Here is a 20,468-nt window from a genome sequence, read left to right as displayed (position 1 = left end):
GCTGAGACCGGGCCGGTCGTTCAGCCCCGGGAGTGGTGCGTCTGCTGCGCCGCCGTCAGCCCCTCTTCGACGAGCTGCTCCACGGCATCCGCGGCATCGGAGACGAACACCGGCAGCGTCTTCCTCTCGACCGCACCGAACGCCCCGAGCACCCAGTCGGCCGGATCCTGCCGACCGGGCGGGCGTCCGATGCCGGCGCGCACGCGCAGGAAGTCGGGTGTGCCGAGGACGCGCGCGATATCGCGGACGCCGTTGTGGCCGCCGTGCCCGCCACCGATCTTGAGCCGGATCGTGTCGAACGGGATATCGAGCTCATCATGCACGACGACCATGTGATCCGGATCGATCGAATAGTACCGGGCGAGTGCGGCGGCCGGGGCGCCGGAGACGTTCATGAACGAATTCAGCTTGGCCAGCACGAGCCTGTCACCGCCCGACCGCAGGCGGATCTCCGCGACACGGGCACCGGCCTTGTGCTCGCGGAACCGCTCACCGCGCCGCTCTGCGAGCTCGTCCACCACCATCTGACCGATGTTGTGCCTGGTCGCCGCATAGCGGGGCCCGGGATTGCCCAGACCCACGACCAGCCAGGTGGATGCCATGCTCTTTCCTCTCGACATGCGACCCGCACGGTGTGAAGGAGGGGGCGCGATCGCTCGCACCCCCTCCTCAGACGTCGTCAGCGGATCACTCCGCAGCGGCCTCCGCTGCGGGCGCGGCCGCGGCCGGAGCCTCGGCCTCCTCCTCCTCGACCGCCTCGGCGACCGGGGTGGACACGGCGATGAGCAGCAGGTCGGCGTCGTCCAGCAGTGTGGCGCCCTCGGGCAGGGCGACATCACCCGCGGTGATGTGCGTGCCGTCCTCGAGGCCCTCGACCGAGACCTCGACGTGCTGCGGGATGCGGGTGGCCTCGACCTCGAGCTTGATGGTCGCGACGTCCACGGTCACGATGGTGCCCGAGAAGGACTCGCCGGTGACGACCAGCGGAACCTCGACGTGGACCTTCTCACCCTTCTTGACGACCAGCAGGTCGATGTGCTCGATGATCTGACGCACCGGGTCGCGCTGCACGTCCTTGACGAGCGTGAGCTGCGACTTCCCGTCGATGTCCAGGTCGAGAAGCGCATTGGCGCGGCGGATGATGAGCGAGACCTGGTGGCCGGGCAGAGCCACGTGCACGGGGTCGGAGCCGTGGCCGTAGATGACCGCGGGGATCCTGCCCTCGGCACGCAGCCGACGGGCGAAGCCCTTGCCGAAGCTCGTGCGCAACTCGGCGATGACCTTGTTGTCGTCTGACATGATGTTCTCCTTCATGCGCACGACGGCGGGCCGTGCGGTGGTCGTGGGTTTCGGCGCCTCGAACGCGGACGCGAAGAAGGGAGACCACAGGACTCACATCGCCGCGTCGATAACGGATGCGCGTGGGAACAGCGCATCCCTCGCCGAGGAACTCCTCAATGGTACCCGAAACCCCGGTAGGCTGTTTCTCATGCTCGATGCCGCTTTCCTCTCTCATGTCGTCTTCTGGGTGATCGGCGCGATCATCGTGGTCGGTGCCGTCTCCTCGATCGGCGCGATGCTGTCGATGGGCCGCGCGACGCACCGCAAGGACTGACCGGGCGCGCCCTGACGATCGCCGCGGTCTGCTGTAACCGTCAGCCCCGTGCATCCGACAGCCGATACCCTGAGATTCCATACTCATCTCGAGGAGCTTTCAGTGCCTGAAGCATCAGCCAACATCGGAGTCGTCGGACTCGCTGTCATGGGGTCGAACCTGGCCCGCAACCTCGCAAGCCGTGAGGGCAACACCGTCGCGGTGCTCAACCGCAGCCGAGCCAAGACCGACGAGCTGGTGGCCGCGCACCCCGAGGCGCAGTTCGTCCCGGCCTTCTCGTACGAGGAGTTCGCGGCGAGCCTGCAGAAGCCCCGCACAGCCATCATCATGGTCAAGGCCGGCGGCCCCACGGATGCCGTGATCGACGAGCTCGTGAAGGTGTTCGAGCCGGGCGACATCATCGTCGACGGGGGGAACGCCTACTTCCCCGACACGATCCGCCGCGAGAAGGCGGTCCGCTCCACGGGCATCAACTACGTCGGCGCCGGCATCTCCGGCGGCGAGGAGGGCGCCCTGCTGGGGCCCTCGATCATGCCGGGCGGCTCCGACGAGTCCTGGGTGACGCTCGGACCGATCCTGCGCTCCATCGCCGCGGTCGCCGAGGGCGAGCCGTGCGTGACGCACATCGGCCACAACGGCGCCGGCCACTTCGTGAAGATGGTGCACAACGGCATCGAGTACGCCGACATGCAGCTGATCGCCGAGGCCTACGATCTCATCCGCCGCGGTACGGGGAAGACCCCGGCGCAGATCGCGGACATCTTCGCCGAGTGGAACCGCGGCGAACTGGAGTCGTACCTGATCGAGATCACCGCCGAGGTGCTCCGACAGGTCGACGCCACCACCTCGCTGCCGCTCGTGGACGTCATCCTCGACCAGGCGGGCGCCAAGGGCACCGGTGCGTGGACCGTGCAGACCGCGCTCGCGCTGGGCACACCGGTGTCCGGGATCGCCGAGGCCACCTTCGCCCGCTCGCTGTCCTCGCACCCCGAGCAGCGCGCCGTCGCCGCGTCGCTGCCCGGCCCCGCCGAGGCCTTCCAGGTGCCGGAGGACCAGGTCGACGCATTCATCGAGGATGTGCGCCTCGCGCTGTACGCGTCGAAGATCGTCGCGTACTCGCAGGGTTTCGACGAGATCCGCGCCGGCGCCGCCGAGTACGACTGGACGATCGATCTCGGGGCAGTCTCGAAGATCTGGCGGGGCGGCTGCATCATCCGCGCACAGTTCCTCAACCGCATCGCCGACGCGTACGCGGAGAGCCCCGAGCTCCCCGTGCTGATGACGGCGCCCTACTTCGCCGAGGCGCTCGCCCGCGGCCAGGCGGCGTGGCGTCGCGTGGTCGTCGCGGCCGCGCAGGCGGGCATCCCCGCTCCGGCATTCAGCTCCTCGCTGTCCTACTACGACGGTCTGCGGGCCGACCGGCTGCCGGCCGCGCTCGTGCAGGGGCAGCGCGACTTCTTCGGCGCCCACACCTACAAGCGCGTGGACAAGGAGGGCACCTTCCACACCCTGTGGTCGGGCGACCGCTCCGAGGTCGAGGCCGAAGACACCCACTGAGCCGATCGGATGTCAGAGAGGGGGCGAGGATCCAGCCGAATCGATCCTCGCCCCCTCTCCTGTCCCGAGGACGCTGCTCACCAGTCGTGAACGGTGCCGTCCGCGAGGCGGTTGTATGGCAGGTAGGCCTGCTCATACGGATACCTGCCGGCTTCGTCCTGGTTCAGGTCGACGCCGAGCCCTGGCTGATCGCCAGGATGGAGCATGCCGTCCTGCCAGGTGAAGGACTGCTCGAAGACCTGGTTCGTCTTCTCCCCGTGCTGCATGTACTCCTGGATGCCGAAGTTGTGGATCGCCAGCCCCAGGTGCATCTGTGCGGCCATGCCCACGGGGGAGATGTCGGTGGGGCCGTGGAAGCCGGACTTGATCTGGTATTGCGCGGCGTACTCGATCGTCTTCCGCAGCGGAGTGATGCCGCCCATGTGGGTGACTGCACCGCGCACGTAGTCGATCAGCTGGTCGCGGATCAGGTCCTTGAAGTCCCAGACCGTGTTGAACACCTCGCCGATCGCGAGCGGCGTGGTGGTGTGCTGCCGCACCAGACGCAGCGCCTCCTGGTTCTCCGCCGGAGTGCAGTCCTCCAGCCAGAACAGGTCGAAGGGCTCGAGCGCCTTGCCCAGCTTCGCGGCCTGGATCGGCGTCATCCGATGATGCCCGTCGTGCAGCAGCGGGACCTCCGCACCGAACTCGTTGCGCACCGCCTCGAACACACCGGGAACGTGACGCAGATAGGCGCGCGTGTCCCAGTCCTCCTCCATCGGACGGGCACCGCGACGGGCGGGTTCATGATCGTATCGGGCGGCGCCTCCGCCGGCGGCCTCGGCCTGGGACGCGATGCCGTAGATCGCCCGCAGCCCGGGAACGCCGGTCTGCACGCGAATCGCCCGGAACCCGAGCTCCTGATGTTTGCGGATCGAGTCGAACAGCTCCGGCAGCTCCTTGCCCGACGCGTGCCCGTACGCCAGCAGCCCGGTGCGCGATGCGCCGCCCAGCAGCTGATACAGCGGCATCCCCGCGGCCTTCGCCTTGATGTCCCACAGCGCCATGTCCACCGCGCCGATCGCCGCCATCGTCACCGGACCGCGACGCCAGTATGCCGAGCGATACAGGAACTGCCACGTGTCCTCGATCCGATGCGCGTCACGCCCGATCATCAGGGGAACGACGTGATCCCGCAGATACGACACGACCGCCAGTTCGCGTCCGTTCAACGTCGCGTCGCCGAGACCGACCAGCCCGTCATCGGTCGTGAGCTTCAGCGTCACGAAGTTCCGGTTGGGGCTGGTCACGATCACTTCGGCCTTGTCGATGATCATGCCGGGGTGTCCTTTCTCTGAGTACGGAGTCGAATGCGGTGATGGATGACGCCGACCGGCGGGCTCACCACTCCGCCACCGAACCGTCCGGATGGCGCCAGATCGGGTTCTGCCAGGTCCGCCATCTCGCGGCGGCATCCCGGACGGCGCTCTCATCGACCTCGATCCCGAGGCCGGGCCCGGTCAGCCGCTCGAACGAGCCGTCGACGAACCTCAACGGCTCGGTGTCCACGACGTAGTCGAGCACCTCGGCGCCCTTGTTGTAGTGGATGCCGATCGACTGCTCCTGGATGAGATGGTTCGGTGTCGCGAAGCCCACCTGGAGGCACGAGGCCAGCGCCAGCGGGCCCAGCGGGCAGTGCGGGGCGATGAGCACGTCGAAGGTGTCGGCCAGCGCCGCGATGCGGTGCACCTCTGAGATGCCGCCGGCGTGCGACAGATCGGGTTGGGCGATCGCGATACCCGCCTGCAGCACCGGCAGGAACTCCTGGCGGCTGTACAGCCGCTCACCGGTCGCAATCGGGATCGTGGTGGCCTCCACCATGCGCTCGATCACGTGGGAGTTCTCGGGGATGATCGGCTCCTCGATGAAGAACGGATGCAGCGGCTCGAGCAGAGGCGCCAGGCGGCGCGCCGTGGCCAGAGTGAACCGTCCGTGCAGGTCGACGGCCACGTCTCGGTGCGGCCCCAGCACCTCACGGGCGCTCGCGACGCGAGCGACGACGCCGTCGAGTTCGGCGACCGAGCCGTTCCGGCTCATCCTGCCCGAGGCGTTCATCTTCACAGCCGTGAGCCCGACCTCGATCTGCGCCGAGATGTGATCGGCGACCTCGTTCGGGTCATCGCCCCCGACCCAGCCGTAGGCGCGGATGCTGTCGCGCACCGCACCGCCGAGCAGGTCGTGCACGGGCACGCCCAGACGCTTCCCCTTGATGTCCCACAATGCCTGGTCGACGCCGGACACCGCGCTGGCGAGTACGGGTCCGCCACGATAGAACTGCCCCTTCGTGAGCGCCTGCCAGTGGTCCTCGATGCGGTCCGGATCCTTGCCGATGAGATACCCGGAGAACTGATCGACGGCGGTGCGCACGACATCGGCGTACCCCTCCAGCGATCCCTCCCCCCACCCGACGAGGCCATCGGCGGTCTCGATCCGGACGAACAGCCAGCGCGGAGCGACCGGGAACGTCTCGACACGCGTGATGGCGGCGCTCATGCGCGCACCTCCGTCTTCCTCTCGTCTTCGCAGAGCATCTCACCGTCAGCCCTTCGTCGCTCCGGCCGTGAGGCCCGAGACGATGTACCGCTGCGTGAACAGTGCGATGAGCATGATGGGCGTGGTCACCACGACGGATGCCGCCATCAGCGCTCCCCAGTCGATGGAGGCGTAGCCGATGAAGTCGAAGATCGCCACGGGCAGTGTCTTGGTCGACTGCCCGGCGAGCACGAGTGCGAACATGAAGTTGTTCCAGGAGAAGATGAACGACAGGATCGTCGCCGTCGCGATGCCCGGAACGGAGAGCGGCAGCGTGATCTTGAAGAACGCGCCGATCGCCGTGAGACCATCGACCTGGGCCGACTCCTCCAGCTCCTCCGGGAGCTGATCGAAGAACGACATCATGATGTACAGGATCAGCGGCAGCGAGACGAACATGTGCGACAGGATCAGGGGTGCGAAACCCCCGGTCATCCTCAGCTGGGCGAAGATGAAGTACCACGGCACCAGCAGGCTGACACCGGGGATGATGCGCGCGAGCAGCACCACGAGCGCCGACTTGTTCATCATGTAGCGGCTCATCGCGTACGCGGCCGGAACCGCCAGCACGAGGGACAGCACCGTCGCCATCAGCGCCACGTAGAACGAGTTCCAGATGTAGACGAGGTAATTGCCGCGCCGCGGGTCGAAGACCGTGCCGTAGTTCTCCAGCGTGGGCTCGAAGATGAACGCCTGACTCGGGTCGTAGATCTGGACGTTGAGCTTGAAGCTCGCCAACAGCATCCAGACGATCGGACCGAGGAAGGCCAGGACGATGAGCGCGAGACCGACGAAACGGCCCGTCCGGAGCCAGCGGGACCTCCTGCGCCGGCGAATCCGCGGCGCGGATGCCCCGGCGACGACGGCACGCGTGTCGAGGACGGTCATGAGTCCCTGCCCTTTCTCTGCATCTGCAGCACCCAGATCACCGCGAGGATGATCAGGAAGAAGAGGATGAGCACCGCCGACGCAAGGCCGTACTCGTTGTAGTCGAAACTCAGCCCGTACGCGTAGACGTTGAGCGTCTCCACGTCGTGCGACGAACCGCCGCCCTTGCCCTTGGTGGCGTACAGGATGTCGAAGGTCTTGAGCGCATCGATCCCCCGCAGCAGCACGGCTGCGACGATGACGGGCCGCATGAGCGGGACGGTGACATACCAGAATCGCTGCCAGTCGTTCGCACCATCGACCCTTGCCGCCTCCTGCGGCTCGTCGGACAGGCTGGTGAGACCGGCGAGGAGGATCAGCGCGACCATCGGCGTCCACTGCCAGATGTCCACGAACACGAGCGTGGTCAGCGATGTGGCGGGGTCCGCGAGCCACGGCTGCGGCGGGATGCCGACCCACGAGAGCATCTCGTTGACGAAGCCGATGTTCGGCTCGAAAAGCAGACGCCACATCATGCCGACGGCGACGGGTGTCGCCACCAGCGGCAGCAGCACCACCGTGCGGATGAAGCCCTGCCCGCGGAAGGGCTTCCACAGCAGCAGCGCGATGATCATGCCGAAGATGAGCTCGAAGACGAGCGCGGCGACCGTGAAGTACGCGGTGCGGCCGACGGACGGCCAGAAACGCTCGAAGTCCGTGAGTGCTCCGAGATAGTTCTCGATGCCGTTGAAGTCGAAAGCGCGTCGCACCGAGCGCTTGGAGTCGGTGACGCTGAGGAACAGCGTCCAGCCCAGCGGGACGGCGAGCAGCAGCACGGTGAACCCGATCGCAGGCCCGGCGAACACCCACTTGCGGTGTCTGTCGGCCCAGCGGCTGAGTCGCTCGCCGAGGCCGACGCTGTCGGCGGTGTGAAGTGCAGTCATGAATTCGTCCGTAGAGAGAGGCGATGACCGCCCCGGCCCGAGCCGGGGCGGTCACTGAACGGCGGTCCTTACTCCGCGTCCTCGACGAGGAACGCGTTGAACGCCTCGTCCGCGGCATCGACGGACGCGTTGACATCGCCACCGCTGATCGCCGTGGTGATGGGGTCTCCCACGATCTCGCGGGCCTGTGCGACCTGGATGACGAGCGGGCGGTCCTGACCGACGCCGTTCTCGCCGTTGATCTTGATGGCCTCGAGCAGATCAGCGGGATAGTCCGCGATCGCGCTCTCATCCGCCCACGCGGAGGTACGGGCACCGGTCACGCCGAGCTCGGTCATCTGGATCGTCTTCTCCTTGGACGCAGCCCAGTCGATGAACTGCCAGGCGGCGTCCTTGTGCGCAGAGGTCTCGTTGATCGCGAGCGCCCATGACGCGACGTTGTAGGGCTTGGAACCCGCGGAGCCCGCGGGGAACGCCGCGAAGCCGACCTGATCGGCGACCGTCGACTGCTCGGGATCGATGAGGTTCTTGTAGAGGCTGTCGGCGTCGGCGATGAATGCCGCCTGGCCCTGCTGGAAGACGGCGAAGGACTCCGCCCAGCTCATCTCCGGGTTGATGGTCGCGTCGGTGTAGTCGTGGATGAGGCGGCCGTAGAGCTCGTAGGCGCCCCGTGCCTCGTCACTGCCGATGGCGGAGGTGCCGTCGTCGTTGATCCACTTGCCGCCCGAGCTGAACAGGAAGGCGCTGAACTGGGTCACTGCCGCAGACTTGCCCGTCCGTCCGATGTACCCGGCGACGTCCGGATTCTGCTCGTGGATCGTCGCTGCGGCCGTCTCGAGCTCCTCGAGTGTCTGGGGAACGTCCAGTCCTGCTGCCTCGAGGAGATCCTTGCGGTAGGCGAGCACGGTGCGCTCGGTGATGATCGGCACGCCGTAAACGGCGTCCTGATACGTCGTCAGGCTGGCCGGGCCGTCCTGGAAGTCACTCCAGTCGAACTCGTCCGAGTTGACGAGATCGGTGAGATCGGCGAGGTAGCCGTTGTCCGCGAAGAGCTTCCCTTCCTGGAGCGGGCGGTACATCATCACGTCGATCTCGTCGGTGCCCGCGTTGAGCTTGACGTTGTACTGGTCTGACAGCTGGTCCTCCGCGAGCTGCGTGACCTCGACCGTGACCCCGGTCTCCTTCTCGAACTCGGGGATGAGATCCTTGAACGCCTCCGTCCAGACGTGGTTGACCAGCGTGACCCGGATGGTCTCGCCGGAGACATCGGCGTTCTCGTCGACGTCCGAGCCGCCGGAGCAGCTGACCAGGGCGCCGGTGAGGGCCACCGCGGATGCCACGGCGAGAACGCGCGCGGTCTTCGATCCGTACTTCACTGTGATTCCTCCTGTGCTGAGCGACTTCGCTGCAGGAACATGGCGCAGACGTGCCTTTACGTCTGCTTAGTGGAGAATTTAATCGTTATAAATATGCCTTATCAAGATGCGATATCAAAAAGATATGATCAGGCTATGACCCTTCCCCTGGGCGATCTCCGCTTTCTCGTGCTGGACACGCTCGGCCGCGAGATCTGCAACGGCACGATCCCGCCCGGTGCCACGTTCACGACCGAGTCCATCGAAGAGCGCTTCCGCGTGTCGCGTCCCGTCGTGCGCGAAGCGCTGCGCGCACTGCAGGCGCTGGGTCTGCTCGCCGCGAAGCGCCGCGTCGGCGTCAGCGTGCTCCCCCTCGCCTCCTGGAACGTGTATGACATCCATGTCATCCGATGGCGCCTCGCCGGCCCCAGTCGCGAGGCGCAGCTGCGCTCGCTCACGGAGCTCCGCGGCGCCATCGAGCCGGCCGCCGCCCAGCTCGCCGCGCAGCGGGCGACGGCGAATGAGGCCGGCGATCTCGTGGGACTCTCGGCGCGACTCTACGCGGCGGGCAAGAGCGGCGACGCGGAGGAGTTCCTCCACCTGGACATCCAGTTCCATCGGCGCATCCTCGAACTCAGCGGCAACGAGATGCTCGCCAAGCTGCAGCCCCTCGTCGAGGAGGTGCTGCTCGGCCGCTCCCAGTATGATCTGCAGCCGCAGTTCCCCGCCCTCGTGGCGCTGCAGTTCCATGTCGACGTCGCCATGGCCATCCAGACCGGCGATGCGGCGAAGGCGGCGCGCTCGGTCGTCGCCATCGCCGATCGCGCACTCGACGAGATGCGCAGGATCTGGGAGCAGGAGCTGGATGAGATCACTCGGAGCTGATTCCCACAGCAGATGCACAGCAGATTCCATAGAGATCTCATAGGTGATTACTCAGACTGGACGCATGAGCCACGAGCACCCTGATATGCGACGCCCCGACGGTTCGCCGTTGCGGATCCTCGCCGTCGACGATGAGCCGATGCTCACCGACCTGCTGGCCATGGCCCTGCGCATGGAGGGCTGGGAGGTGCGCACCGCGGGTTCGGGCCTGGAGGCCCTGCAGGTCGCGCGGGACTTCGAGCCGGATGCGCTCGTGCTGGATGTGATGATGCCCGACCTCGACGGCATGAGCGTGCTGCGCAGGCTGCGGGAGGCCGGCAACCTCGTCCCGGTCGTGTTCCTGACCGCCAAGGACTCCGTCAGCGACCGCATCGCCGGGCTCACCGCCGGTGGGGACGACTACGTCACCAAGCCGTTCAGCCTCGAGGAGGTCATCGCGCGACTGCGCGCGGTGATCCGCCGCTCCGGTCAGGGGCAGGCGGAGGACGAGCAGTCCGTGCTGCGGGTCGCCGACCTGTCGCTCAACGAGGACAGCCACGAGGTGACCCGCGGAGACGACGAGATCGAACTGACGGCCACGGAGTTCGAGCTGCTGCGGTTCCTCATGCGCAATGAGCGCCGGGTGCTGTCGAAGGCGCAGATCCTCGACCGGGTGTGGAGCTACGACTTCGGCGGGAAGTCCTCGGTCGTGGAACTGTACATCTCGTACCTGCGCAAGAAGATCGACGCCGGCCGCACTCCCCTGCTGCACACCGTGCGCGGCGTGGGCTACATGATCAAGTCCCCCCAGTAGTAGGCGCCTCGTGTTCGCCCGTCCGGTGAGCCTGCAGGCACGGCTGATGGCCGCGGTGATCGGGTTCGTGTCCCTCATCCTCGTCATCGTCGCCATCATCACCAGCGCCACCCTGGGCAAGACCCTCGAGGATCGCCTCCAGGAGCAGCTGGCGGGGTACTCGGCGGTCGCCGCGCGCTGGGTGACGGATGCCGAGCCCGTGACCGCGGTGACCGGCACGACGCTCACCGCAGAGCAGGCCCTCGCCGGCAAGCGGGTGCCCGCAGGCCTCCTGCTGGCCGTGCAGCCCGCGGCCCAGGCCGCGTCCGGAGTGATCGTCACAGCCTCGGGAGGGCAGGCGCTGACCGACCGCGATCTGTTCGACCTGAAGGAGGCGCTGCGCGGTGCGGGTACCGCGACCGTGTCGCTGCGCACCGCCGGCTCCTACCTCGTGAGCATCGCGCAGACCGAGAGCGGCACGGTCGTCGTCACCGGACTGTCCCGCGCGGAGATCCAGCGGACGCTGGGTGCACTGTTCACGGTGATCGCCCTGGCCACACTCGGCGGCCTGCTGCTGCTGGCGCTGACGACGGCGCTGACGATCAGCATGGGACTGCGACCGCTGAGGGCCGTGGCGGCGACGGCCACGCGGGTGGCGGGCAGGCCTCTGGACCGCGGGGAGGTGAGCATCACCGAGCGCGTGCCCGACTACGAGGCCGATCCCCGCACGGAGGTCGGCCGGGTGGGCGTGGCGCTGAACACCCTGCTCGACCACGTCGACTCGTCGCTCGCCGCCCGTCAGCGCAACGAAGAGCGGATGCGCAGGTTCGTCGCGGACGCCAGCCACGAGCTGCGCACCCCGCTGGCTTCCATCCGGGGGTATTCCGAGCTGTCCCTGCGTGCGCTCAGGCAGGACGACGCCACTGCGCCGCCGTCCCCGCAGACGATGCAGGACACCACCTCGGCGCTGGAGCGCATCCAGGCGCAGTCGCTGCGCATGACTCGGCTCGTCGAGGATCTGCTGCTGCTGGCGCGACTGGATGAGGGGCGCGAGCTCTTGCGCAGCGAGGTGGATCTCACACAGCTCGCCGTCGAGGCGCTCACGGATGCGCAGCCCACCGCACCCGAGCACGTCTGGGAGCTGGACGTGCCCGGCGACCCGGTGCTGCTCTCCGGAGACGCCGGCAGGCTGCACCAGGTGCTGGCCAACCTTCTCGCCAACGCGCGAACGCACACCCCGACCGGCACCACCATCACCCTGTCCCTGGCCGTCGAGGGCGGCGACGCCGTCCTGCGCGTGCACGACGACGGCCCCGGGATCGATCCCGACGTGCGCGACGAGATGTTCGCGCGCTTCGCCCGCGGTGACGCCTCCCGCGCCCGCCGCACCGGCGGGACGGGACTGGGCCTGGCCATCGCGAAGGCCATCGTGGAGGGGCACGGCGGGACGATCGAGGTGGCCAGCACCCCGGGCGACACGACGTTCACCGTGCGACTGCCGCTGGCTTCCACTCAGTAGCCGGCGAAGGCGTCGGTTGTGAGACTGCGTGCCTTCTGCAAGGCCGGCGCCAGGTCGGCGATCAGCCGCGGTGGCCCGGAGATGAAGGCATGACGTGCGGCGATGTCGGCCACCTCGCGCTCGAGCCCTTCAGCGTCCAGCCGCGCACCGCCCGCCCAGCTCCATCCCGGCCCCAGGTCCTGCGGCTCGTCGCGTGTGAAGACCACGGCACGCACGCCCGTCGCCTCCAGTTCGTCGCGGAACGCGAGCTCCGCCGCCTCGGAGGCGACGTAGACGAGCACGATGTCGCGTCGCACACCCGTCGCCTGCAGCTGACGCAGCTGCGAGACGAACGGCGTGACGCCGATCCCCGCCGCCACCATGAGCACCGGCGAGGGCCCGCGCGGCAGCAGGAAGTCGCCCCAGGTCCCGGTGACAGCCAGTGCCGCACCGGGCTGCGCGGCGGCGAGAGCCCTCTTGTAGCTCGACGGATGCCGCTGGTCGCCGTTCTTGTACGCGATGCGCAGGGTCGGCAGGTCGGCGGGAGCGGAGACGATGCTGAACTCGCGGCGCGTACCGCGGGCATCCGGATGCCGGTGCGGAACGTCCAGCTCGAGGTACTGGCCGGGCAGGAAGCTCAGCCGCCCTCGCGCCCGGAAGGTGAGCTCCTGCGCGGTGGGGGTGACCATCCGGCGCTTCTCCAGCACCAGGCGCACCGAACCGCGCACGGCGAAGACGAAGGCGAGCACGTTTCCCAGCAGCAGCGCGCGCTCCTGACCCAGAGTGAACAGGCCCGCCACGGGGATCGGCCAGCCTGCCAGCGCGCCCACCAGGGCCGCGACGATGAACTGCTGCCAGCGCCGCGGAGGCAGCGTCAGGGGCTCGGACAGCATGAAGGCGCCGAGGAACAGGTACGGGGTGTGCGAGATCGCGAACACGACGGCATCCACGGAGTCGAACCCCTCACCGGACCGGTGCAGCCCGACGGCCTGCCGCACCACGGAGACGACGACCACCACCACGAGGAAGACCAGGACGATGCGCACCTTCTCGGTGCGCCACAGCACGAGGAGGCCGAGCACGGCGACGGCCACCGACAGCACCGGAGTGCCCACCCACCACGACGAGAACGACCCCAGCCCGAACACCGTCACGACCGCGGCGCCGAAGGCAGCCGGGTTGAGCACGTGACGGCCGCGCCAGGCGATCAGGTACTTCGACAGACTCGCCAGGGCGCCGGCGAGGGCGGTGCCCGCCAGTCCGGCCGCGCTCAGCGACGGCTGCAGCACGAACAGCAGGACCAGGGCGGTCACCAGTGATGACTCCACCCGCCACGGCAGCCGCAGGATGCGCTGCGCTGCGGCGTCGACGGCGGAGATGACGACGGCAAGCACCACGAAGGATGCCAGGATCTCCCCCGCCGTGGGGCCGACGAGACCGGTGAGGGAGAACCCGAGCGCCACGACCGCCAGCGCGACGAGGGCGCAGAGCACCAGCCGGTACATCGAGATCGCGCCGAGGACGGCGAGCACGCGCTGACGAAGCGCGGTCGGGGACGGGATCACTGCGAAAGGGCGGCGCCGTTCAAGCGGCTCCGTTGAACATGCTCGTCACGGACCCGTCCTCGAACACCTGCTTGATGGCACGGGCCAGCAACGGAGCGATGGGGAGCACGATGAGCCCGTCCCAGCGACGGGACTCGGCGAGCGGGACGGTGTCGGTGACGACCACCTGGTCGATCGAGGAGTCCTGCAGGCGCCCGGCGGCCGGATCGCTGAAGATGGCGTGCGTGGCGGCGACGATGACCTTGCGCGCGCCGTTGTCCTTCAGCGCCTGCGCGGCCTTGACGATCGTGCCCCCGGTGTCGATCATGTCGTCCACGAGCAGACAGGTGCGATCGTTCACGGTTCCGACGATCTCGTGCACCGAGACCTGATTGGCGACCTTCGGGTCACGGCGCTTGTGGATGATCGCCAGCGGCGCGCCGAGGCTGTCCGACCAGGTGTCGGCCACTCGCACGCGGCCCATGTCGGGCGAGACGATCGTGAGCGTCTCACGGTCTTCGGGCGTCAGGGTCTCCTCGAAGTGCTTCAGCAGCACGGGCTTGGCGAACAGATGGTCGACGGGGCCGTCGAAGAAGCCCTGGATCTGCGCGGCGTGCAGGTCGACGCTCATGACCCGGTCGGCGCCGGCGACCTTGAGCATGTCGGCGACCAGGCGGGCGCTGATCGGCTCGCGTCCGCGCCCCTTCTTGTCCTGCCGGGAGTACGGGTAGTACGGGGCGACGACGGTGATGCGCTTGGCGGATGCCCGCTTGGCCGCGTCCAGCATGATGAGCGTCTCCATGAGCCACTCGTTGATCGGTTCCCCGAAGGACTGCACGATGAACAGGTCGCAGCCCCGGATCGACACCTCGAACCGCGCGTAGATCTCGCCGGAGGCGAAGGTGCGATGCTCGACGGGAGCCATCTCCTGGCCCAGCGCCGCGGCGACGGCGGCGGTCAGCTCCGGGTGGGAACGGCCGCCGGCGACCACCAGTCGCTTCTTGGTCTTCGCGATCAGGCCGGGGGCGACCCCGTTCTCCCGATCCCGTGCCGCCGCCTTCTTCTTGTGGCCCATCCCTGCCGCCTATTCCGCCGATCGTGCCCGCGCGGCGGCGTCCGCCGCGTCGGTCCCTGCTCTGTTCTTCTCGACCCACCCCTCGATGTTCCGCTGAGGGGCGACGCTCATGGCCAGCGACCCCGCGGGGACGTCCTTGCGGACGACGGCGCCTGCACCGGTCTTCGCACCTGCTCCCAGCTTAACGGGCGCGACGAGCACGGTGTGGGAGCCGGTGTGCACCTCGTCGCCGATCTCGGTGGGGTGTTTGTGCACGTCATCGTAGTTGGCCGTGATGGTGCCGGCGCCGAGATTGACATGACGCCCCACCGTGGCGTCCCCGACGTAGGACAGGTGCGGCACCTTGCTCCCCTCCCCGATCCGGGAGTTCTTCGTCTCGACGTACGCGCCGATCTTCCCCTCCGCACCGAGCACCGTGCCGGGCCGCAGATACGAGAACGGCCCGACGGTCGCGCGGGCGCCGATGACGGCGAGGTTCGCGTCGGTGCGCTTGACGACGGCATCCTCACCCACCTCGGTGTCCACGAGAGTCGTGTCCGGGCCGATCGTCGCGCCCGCGGCGATCACCGTGGCGCGCAGGAGCTGCGTGTGGGGCAGGATGGTCACGTCCGGGGCGAGCACCGCGTCGTCGTCGATCCAGGTGGTCGCGGGGTCCACGATGGTCACGCCCTCGCGCTGCCAGCGGCGCACGATGCGCTGGTTCAGCACGCGCCCCGCCTCGGCCAGCTGAGCACGGTCGTTGACGCCGAACGTGGCCGCCGCGTCATCGGCCACCTCTGCCGCGACAGGCTCCGCGGCGCTGCGGAGGAGGCCTATCACGTCGGTCAGGTACATCTCCTGCTGCGCGTTGCTGCGGCCGACCCGTGCCAGGTGGGTGCGCAGCGGCCGTGCACGGAACACGTACACGCCCGCGTTGATCTCGGTGACGGCGGCCTCGTCGTCGGTGGCGTCCTTCTGCTCCACGATGCGCTCGACGACGCCGTCGGCGCTGCGGATGACGCGTCCGTAGCCGGTCGGATCGGGCAGGTGGGCGCTGAGCACGGTCGCGGCGGCCGCGGCGGCGCGGTGCCCGTCGATCAGCCGCCGCAGTGTGTCGGGCTGCAGCAGCGGCACATCACCGGAGAGCACCAGCACATCACCGTCGAAGTCCTCCGGCAGGGCGTCGAGGGCGACCTGCACCGCACGGCCGGTGCCGGGGATCTCGTCCTGGTCGACGATCTCGGCATCCGGATACTGCTCCGCCAGCGCCGCGACGACCTGATCCCGCTCATGCCGCACGACGACCTCGATGTGCTGCGCGCCCAGCGCGCGCGCCGTGCTCAGCACATGCCCGACCAGCGGACGTCCGCCGATCTGATGCAGCACCTTGGGCAGCCGCGATTTCATGCGGGTGCCCGCACCCGCGGCGAGGACGATGATGGCGAGTGGATTCTCCGACATGCTCCGCCGCCAGGACTCGAACCTGGACTTCACAGCTCCAAAGGCTGTCGTGCTGCCATTACACCACGGCGGACCACGGCCGAGAGGGAACGCGGCCGCCTGACAAGTCTGCCACGGGATAATGGACAGCATGAGCGAGGTGGATGAGGTCGATCGGATCGTCAGCGCGTGGAACGTGCAGCGACCCGACCTGGACTTCTCCCCCCTGGAGGTGCTCTCCCGGATGGATCGACTCTCGCGGCAGCTGGATCGGGCCCGCCGCGAGGTGTTCCACCGCAGCGACATCGAGCCGTGGGAGTGGGACGTGCTCTCGGCACTGCGCCGCGCGGGCGCACCGTTCAAACTGTCCCCCAAGCAGCTCCTGCAGCAGACGCTGGTGTCCAGCGGCACCATGACGAATCGGATCGACAGACTTGTCAGCCGCCGGTTCGTGCGCCGCGAGGCCGACCCCCGCGACGGCCGCAGCATCCTCGTCCTGCTCACCGACGAGGGCAGAGTGCGGGTGGATGCGGCCATCACCCGCCTCGTCGACGCCGAGGCGGAGATGTTGCATGCGCTCCCTCGCACCGAGCGGGACCGGCTGGCAGGGCTGCTGCGCAAGCTCAGTCTGAGCTTCGACCCATGACCGCGCGTCGAGGCATGATCGGGGTGCGGCGCTGATGGCGATGCTCTCCCCCCTGCCCGTGCGCGACGGCGTCGGCGCCACGCGTCTGCATCTGCCCCTGACGGGCCCCTGGCCCACCGTCGGGGCGTTCATGGCCGAGCGGTTCTTCCATCTGGAGCCCGAGCGGCTGCTGGCGCGCTTCGACCGTGGTGAGATCGTCGCGCGCGACGGCACGCCCCTCACGCGTCTCACACCGCTGGGCGAGCACGAGTTCGTCTGGTATTACCGCGAGCCTCCCGTCGAACGGCACATCCCGTTCGAGGTCGAGGTGCTGCATCGGGACGATGACCTGGTCGTCGTGGACAAGCCGCACTTCCTGCCGACCACCCCTGGCGGCAAGTACGTGCAGAACTCCGCGCTGGTCCGGCTGCGCAACCTGCTGGGTCTGCCCGAGCTCACCCCGGTCCATCGGCTGGACCGCGCGACGGCGGGACTGCTGATGTTCGCCGTACGACCCGAGGTGCGCGGCGCCTATCAGCTGATGTTCGAGCGACGCGAGGTCGAGAAGGTCTACGAGGCGGTCTCGGCGCTGCCCGACGGATGGGATCCCGCCGCCCCCGCCCTGGACGGGCATCCGTTCCCACTCGTGTACCGCAACCACATCGAGAAGCGACGCGGCCACGTCTGCGTGCGGGTGGACGCCGATCGCGACCCGAACTCCGAGACCCTCATCGAGCTGGTGGCCGCCGACGAGCGGGTGCTCCACACCCGACTGCGGCCGCGCTCGGGGAAGATGCACCAGCTGCGCGTGCACCTCGCGGCGCTGGGCGCCGGCATCCTGGGCGACAGCTTCTATCCCGACCTGCTCCCCGAGGCCCCGGACGACCACGCCCTGCCCCTGCAGCTGCTGGCGCGCGAACTGCGCTTCGTGGACCCGCTCAGCGGCCGACGGCGCGAGTTCGTGACGCGCCGGGTGCTCCAAGAGGCTCCCCGCACGCGCTGAGCGGCAGTTCAGCGCCGCATCGTCTTCCGTGCCAGCCTCGTCCCCAGCAACTGCACGAGATGCACGAACACGACGATGAGGACGATCGCCGCCCACATCACGACCGGCTCGAAACGACGGAATCCGTAGATCTGCGCGAACGCTCCCAGACCGCCGCCACCGACCATGCCGGCCATGGCCGTCATGTCGATCAGCGCCACGACGATGAACGTGTAGCCCAGGATCAGCGGTCCCAGGGACTCCGGGATCGCCACGGTCAGCAGGATCCGCCACGGCCCCGCCCCCATCGACCGCGCCGCCTCGATGACGCCCGAAGGGACCGAGACGAGATGCTGCTCGACGATGCGGCCGATGGCGAAGGCCGCCGCGATGCCGATCGCGAACGCCCCCGCCGTGGTGCCGATGCCGATGCCGATCACCGCGCGGGTGACCGGTTGCAGCACAGCGATGAAGATGACGAACGGGATGGGCCGGAAGAAGTTCACCAGGAGTTCGAGGAGCCCGGCGATCAGGCGATTCGGCAAGAGCCCGCCGGGCCGCGTGACGTACAGTCCCACCCCGATCACCGTGCCGAGGACCCCGGCCAGCACGAGCGCGTAGCTCGTCATGTACAGCGTCTCCAGGGCGGCGTCCCAGAACTCCGGCCACAGCTGATTGAGGCGGTCCATCAGAGTTCCCCCTCCCCGATCTCGGTGACGGTCGCGTGCGTGCGGATGCGGTCGAGCGCGGCGTCGACGGAGGCGCCCTCGCCGCGGATCGCGAGCGTGAGATGGCCGAAGGCGCGCCCGCGGATGTCGTTGATGCCGCCGTACACGAGCTCGAACTCCAGTCCGGACCGCGCGAGATCGAGGAACACCCGCGCCTGCGAGGAGTCGCCGTCGCGGAACGAGAACGTCACCAGTCGTCCGGTGTGGCGTCGTCGCAGAGCGGCGGCCTCTGCCGGGGTCGGGATGCCCTTGACGACGGTGCGCACGAACCGCTGCGAGGCGGGATTGCGCGGCGCGGAGAACACCTCGAACACATCGCCCTGCTCGATGACGCGGCCACGCTCCATGACGGCCACCTTCGTGGCGATGGACTGGATGACGTCCATCTCGTGGGTGATGACGACGATCGTGACGCCCTGCTCGGCGTTCGCCCGCCTGAGCAGATCCAGCACCTCGTGGGTGGTCTGCGGATCGAGTGCGCTGGTCGCCTCGTCGGCGAGCAGGATGGCGGGCCTGGTGGCCAGTGCGCGCGCGATCCCGACCCGCTGCTTCTGACCGCCGGACAGCTGCTCGGGGAACGCCCTTCCCCGGTCGGCGAGCCCGACGAAGCTCAGCAGCTCGCCGACGCGCGCATCGATGTCCGGCTTCGACCACCCCGCCAGGCGGAGCGGATAGGCGATGTTGGCGTGCACGGTCTTGGAGGCGAACAGGTTGAACTGCTGGAAGATCATGCCGATGCCGCCGCGCATCCGGCGCAGCTCGCGTTCGCGCAGCCCGGTGATGTCGACGCCGTCGACGGTGATCGTCCCCGAACTGGCGGGTTCGAGCGCGTTGATCAACCGCACCAGGGTCGACTTGCCCGCCCCGGAGTACCCGATGATGCCGAGCACGTCACCGGCCTCGATCTCGAGGCTCACGCCGTCGACGGCGGTGACGGCCCGCCCGCCTCTGGAGGCGGGCGGGTACGTCTTCACGACGTCGACGAGGGACACGATGGACATGAGTTCTCCCTGTGTCTCGGACCGTGTCACCCCTGCGCTTCGGTGTCCTTCTCCACCTTCGCCAGCGAGGCCTCCAGATCGGCGATCGGCGTCTTCAGCGGCACGATGGTGTCTCCGGATGCCTCGGCGAGGCCCGCCTGCACAGCGGGGTCGTTCTGGAAGATGTCGACGAGTCTGAGGTACGTCTCGTTGTCCTTGTCCTCCGCACGGGTGGCGAAGATGTTCACATACGGCAGCGCATTCGCATCCGACGGGTCGTCCTGCGCGATGGCGTCCTCGAACCTCAGCCCCGCCTGGGTGACGAAGTCGTTGTTGATGATGGCCGCAGCGACATCCGGCAGCGAGTTCGGGATGAGGGCGGCCTCCAGCGCGATGACCTCGACCTTCGAGTGCTCCTCATCGATGTCGGACAGGTCCGAGAAGATCGTGCCGCCGCTGGAGAGCTCGATCAGTCCCGCGGACTGGAGCACGAGCAGCGCCCGGGCCTGGTTCGAGGCGTCATCCGGGACGGCGACGGTGTCGCCCTGCCGGATCTCCTCGACGCTGTCGACCTTCTGGGAGTACAGGCCCAGGGGGTAGATGCCGGTGGACCCGATCGGGACGAGGTCATCGCCCGAAGCCACGTTGTAGCCGGCGAGGTAGACGATGTGCTGGAACTGGTTGATGTCCAGCTCCTTCGCGCTCAGCGCCGGGTTGGGCTGCTCGTAGGAGGCGAAGTCGACGAGCTCGACATCGATCCCCTCGTCCGCCGCGGCCGCGACGAACGCCGGCCACTGTGCGTCGCTCTTGCCGACGACCCCGATGCGGACGGTCTGCTCCGCCGCAGCCTCGTCGGTGGGCTCGGAGGACGCAGGACCGGATGAGCAGCCGGCGAGCGATGCGATCAACGCGGTCGCGGTGGCGATGGAGGCGAAGGTGATGATACGGCGGGACATGGTTCGGGTTCTTCCTCTCGTGGGGGTCCCGAAACGGTATTCGGCCATGCCCGGTCCGATCCAATCACGTCGTCATAGGACGTCACGAGCCGGAT

General features: G+C 68.3%; 20 protein-coding genes and 1 tRNA gene. 7 read left to right on the top strand and 14 right to left on the bottom strand.

Annotation, left to right across the window (positions count from 1 at the left end; all coding sequences use genetic code 11):
* Window positions 1–20: 20 nt before the first annotated feature.
* Window positions 21–602, bottom strand: a complete 582-nt coding sequence (pth, locus tag ABD770_RS10710) for an aminoacyl-tRNA hydrolase (RefSeq protein ID WP_344819544.1) — start codon at window positions 600–602, stop codon at window positions 21–23.
* Window positions 603–687: 85 nt separating this feature from the next.
* On the bottom strand, window positions 688–1,299 hold the full coding sequence (locus ABD770_RS10705; protein ID WP_344819543.1) for a 50S ribosomal protein L25/general stress protein Ctc: 612 nt from the start codon (window positions 1,297–1,299) through the stop codon (window positions 688–690).
* A gap of 190 nt (window positions 1,300–1,489) precedes the next feature.
* Here ABD770_RS10705 and ABD770_RS10700 point away from each other — a divergent pair, with 190 nt between their 5' ends.
* On the top strand, window positions 1,490–1,615 hold the full coding sequence (locus ABD770_RS10700; protein WP_344819542.1) for a hypothetical protein: 126 nt from the start codon (window positions 1,490–1,492) through the stop codon (window positions 1,613–1,615).
* A gap of 102 nt (window positions 1,616–1,717) precedes the next feature.
* Window positions 1,718–3,172, top strand: a complete 1,455-nt coding sequence (gndA, locus tag ABD770_RS10695; protein WP_344819541.1) for an NADP-dependent phosphogluconate dehydrogenase — start codon at window positions 1,718–1,720, stop codon at window positions 3,170–3,172.
* 77 nt (window positions 3,173–3,249) lie between these two features.
* On the opposite strand, the gene manD is transcribed toward gndA, so the two are convergent.
* The 5 genes from manD to ABD770_RS10670 all read right to left on the bottom strand — a co-directional run bounded on the left by manD (window position 3,250) and on the right by ABD770_RS10670 (window position 8,930).
* Entirely contained in the window at window positions 3,250–4,488 is a 1,239-nt protein-coding gene (gene manD, locus ABD770_RS10690; RefSeq protein WP_344819540.1) for a D-mannonate dehydratase ManD, read from the bottom strand.
* Between the two features lie 64 nt (window positions 4,489–4,552).
* Window positions 4,553–5,704 carry a galactonate dehydratase gene (gene dgoD, locus ABD770_RS10685; RefSeq protein WP_344819539.1) on the bottom strand — a complete coding sequence of 384 codons (1,152 nt, stop codon included), beginning with the start codon at window positions 5,702–5,704 and terminating at the stop codon, window positions 4,553–4,555.
* 45 nt (window positions 5,705–5,749) lie between these two features.
* Window positions 5,750–6,631, bottom strand: a complete 882-nt coding sequence (locus ABD770_RS10680) for a carbohydrate ABC transporter permease (protein WP_344819538.1) — start codon at window positions 6,629–6,631, stop codon at window positions 5,750–5,752.
* On the bottom strand, window positions 6,628–7,554 hold the full coding sequence (locus tag ABD770_RS10675) for a carbohydrate ABC transporter permease (protein ID WP_344819537.1): 927 nt from the start codon (window positions 7,552–7,554) through the stop codon (window positions 6,628–6,630). The genes ABD770_RS10680 and ABD770_RS10675 overlap by 4 nt, the downstream gene beginning before the upstream one ends.
* A gap of 68 nt (window positions 7,555–7,622) precedes the next feature.
* On the bottom strand, window positions 7,623–8,930 hold the full coding sequence (locus ABD770_RS10670) for an ABC transporter substrate-binding protein (RefSeq protein ID WP_344819536.1): 1,308 nt from the start codon (window positions 8,928–8,930) through the stop codon (window positions 7,623–7,625).
* A 135-nt stretch (window positions 8,931–9,065) separates the two neighbouring features.
* Here ABD770_RS10670 and ABD770_RS10665 point away from each other — a divergent pair, with 135 nt between their 5' ends.
* The 3 genes from ABD770_RS10665 to ABD770_RS10655 all read left to right on the top strand — a co-directional run bounded on the left by ABD770_RS10665 (window position 9,066) and on the right by ABD770_RS10655 (window position 12,085).
* The gene (locus ABD770_RS10665; protein ID WP_344819535.1) at window positions 9,066–9,794 is read left to right on the top strand and encodes a FadR/GntR family transcriptional regulator; all 729 of its coding nucleotides are present in this window, start codon (window positions 9,066–9,068) and stop codon (window positions 9,792–9,794) included.
* 64 nt (window positions 9,795–9,858) lie between these two features.
* Complete coding sequence (locus tag ABD770_RS10660) at window positions 9,859–10,587, top strand: response regulator transcription factor (protein WP_344819534.1); 729 nt, start codon at window positions 9,859–9,861, stop codon at window positions 10,585–10,587.
* A gap of 46 nt (window positions 10,588–10,633) precedes the next feature.
* Window positions 10,634–12,085 (top strand): sensor histidine kinase, encoded by a 1,452-nt coding sequence (locus ABD770_RS10655; protein WP_425562764.1) that lies wholly within the window; start codon window positions 10,634–10,636, stop codon window positions 12,083–12,085.
* Here the strand turns inward: ABD770_RS10655 and ABD770_RS10650 are convergent.
* From ABD770_RS10650 to ABD770_RS10635, 4 genes are all read right to left on the bottom strand, one after another.
* Window positions 12,079–13,629 (bottom strand): FAD-dependent oxidoreductase, encoded by a 1,551-nt coding sequence (locus tag ABD770_RS10650; protein ID WP_344819532.1) that lies wholly within the window; start codon window positions 13,627–13,629, stop codon window positions 12,079–12,081. The two genes, ABD770_RS10655 and ABD770_RS10650, sit on opposite strands and share 7 nt — an antisense overlap.
* Before the next feature lie 19 nt (window positions 13,630–13,648).
* Window positions 13,649–14,683: a ribose-phosphate diphosphokinase gene (locus tag ABD770_RS10645; RefSeq protein ID WP_344819531.1), complete on the bottom strand. Its 1,035-nt coding sequence runs from the start codon at window positions 14,681–14,683 to the stop codon at window positions 13,649–13,651.
* 9 nt (window positions 14,684–14,692) lie between these two features.
* On the bottom strand, window positions 14,693–16,123 hold the full coding sequence (glmU, locus tag ABD770_RS10640; protein WP_344819530.1) for a bifunctional UDP-N-acetylglucosamine diphosphorylase/glucosamine-1-phosphate N-acetyltransferase GlmU: 1,431 nt from the start codon (window positions 16,121–16,123) through the stop codon (window positions 14,693–14,695).
* Window position 16,124: 1 nt separating this feature from the next.
* Window positions 16,125–16,196, bottom strand: a tRNA-Gln gene (locus ABD770_RS10635).
* 57 nt (window positions 16,197–16,253) lie between these two features.
* On the opposite strand from ABD770_RS10635, the gene ABD770_RS10630 reads away from it, so the two are divergent.
* Entirely contained in the window at window positions 16,254–16,748 is a 495-nt protein-coding gene (locus tag ABD770_RS10630) for a MarR family winged helix-turn-helix transcriptional regulator (RefSeq protein WP_344819529.1), read from the top strand.
* Between the two features lie 40 nt (window positions 16,749–16,788).
* On the top strand, window positions 16,789–17,730 hold the full coding sequence (locus ABD770_RS10625; RefSeq protein ID WP_344819909.1) for a pseudouridine synthase: 942 nt from the start codon (window positions 16,789–16,791) through the stop codon (window positions 17,728–17,730).
* A gap of 8 nt (window positions 17,731–17,738) precedes the next feature.
* Here ABD770_RS10625 and ABD770_RS10620 read toward each other — a convergent pair whose 3' ends face one another.
* From ABD770_RS10620 to ABD770_RS10610, 3 genes are read right to left on the bottom strand one after another with little or no spacing between them, the layout of a single operon-like run.
* Window positions 17,739–18,398, bottom strand: coding sequence for a methionine ABC transporter permease (locus ABD770_RS10620; RefSeq protein ID WP_344819528.1), 660 nt, complete (start codon window positions 18,396–18,398; stop codon window positions 17,739–17,741).
* Window positions 18,398–19,438: a methionine ABC transporter ATP-binding protein gene (locus ABD770_RS10615; RefSeq protein ID WP_344819527.1), complete on the bottom strand. Its 1,041-nt coding sequence runs from the start codon at window positions 19,436–19,438 to the stop codon at window positions 18,398–18,400. The genes ABD770_RS10620 and ABD770_RS10615 overlap by 1 nt, the downstream gene beginning before the upstream one ends.
* Window positions 19,439–19,464: 26 nt before the next feature.
* Window positions 19,465–20,373, bottom strand: coding sequence for a MetQ/NlpA family ABC transporter substrate-binding protein (locus tag ABD770_RS10610; protein ID WP_344819526.1), 909 nt, complete (start codon window positions 20,371–20,373; stop codon window positions 19,465–19,467).
* Window positions 20,374–20,468 lie beyond the last annotated feature (95 nt).

It is taken from the genome of Microbacterium soli (assembly GCF_039539005.1).
Taxonomy (GTDB): Bacteria; Actinomycetota; Actinomycetes; order Actinomycetales; family Microbacteriaceae; genus Microbacterium; species Microbacterium soli.
The sequence above is the reverse complement of the archived record's forward strand: the minus strand, read 5'-3'. Positions and strand labels throughout refer to the sequence as shown.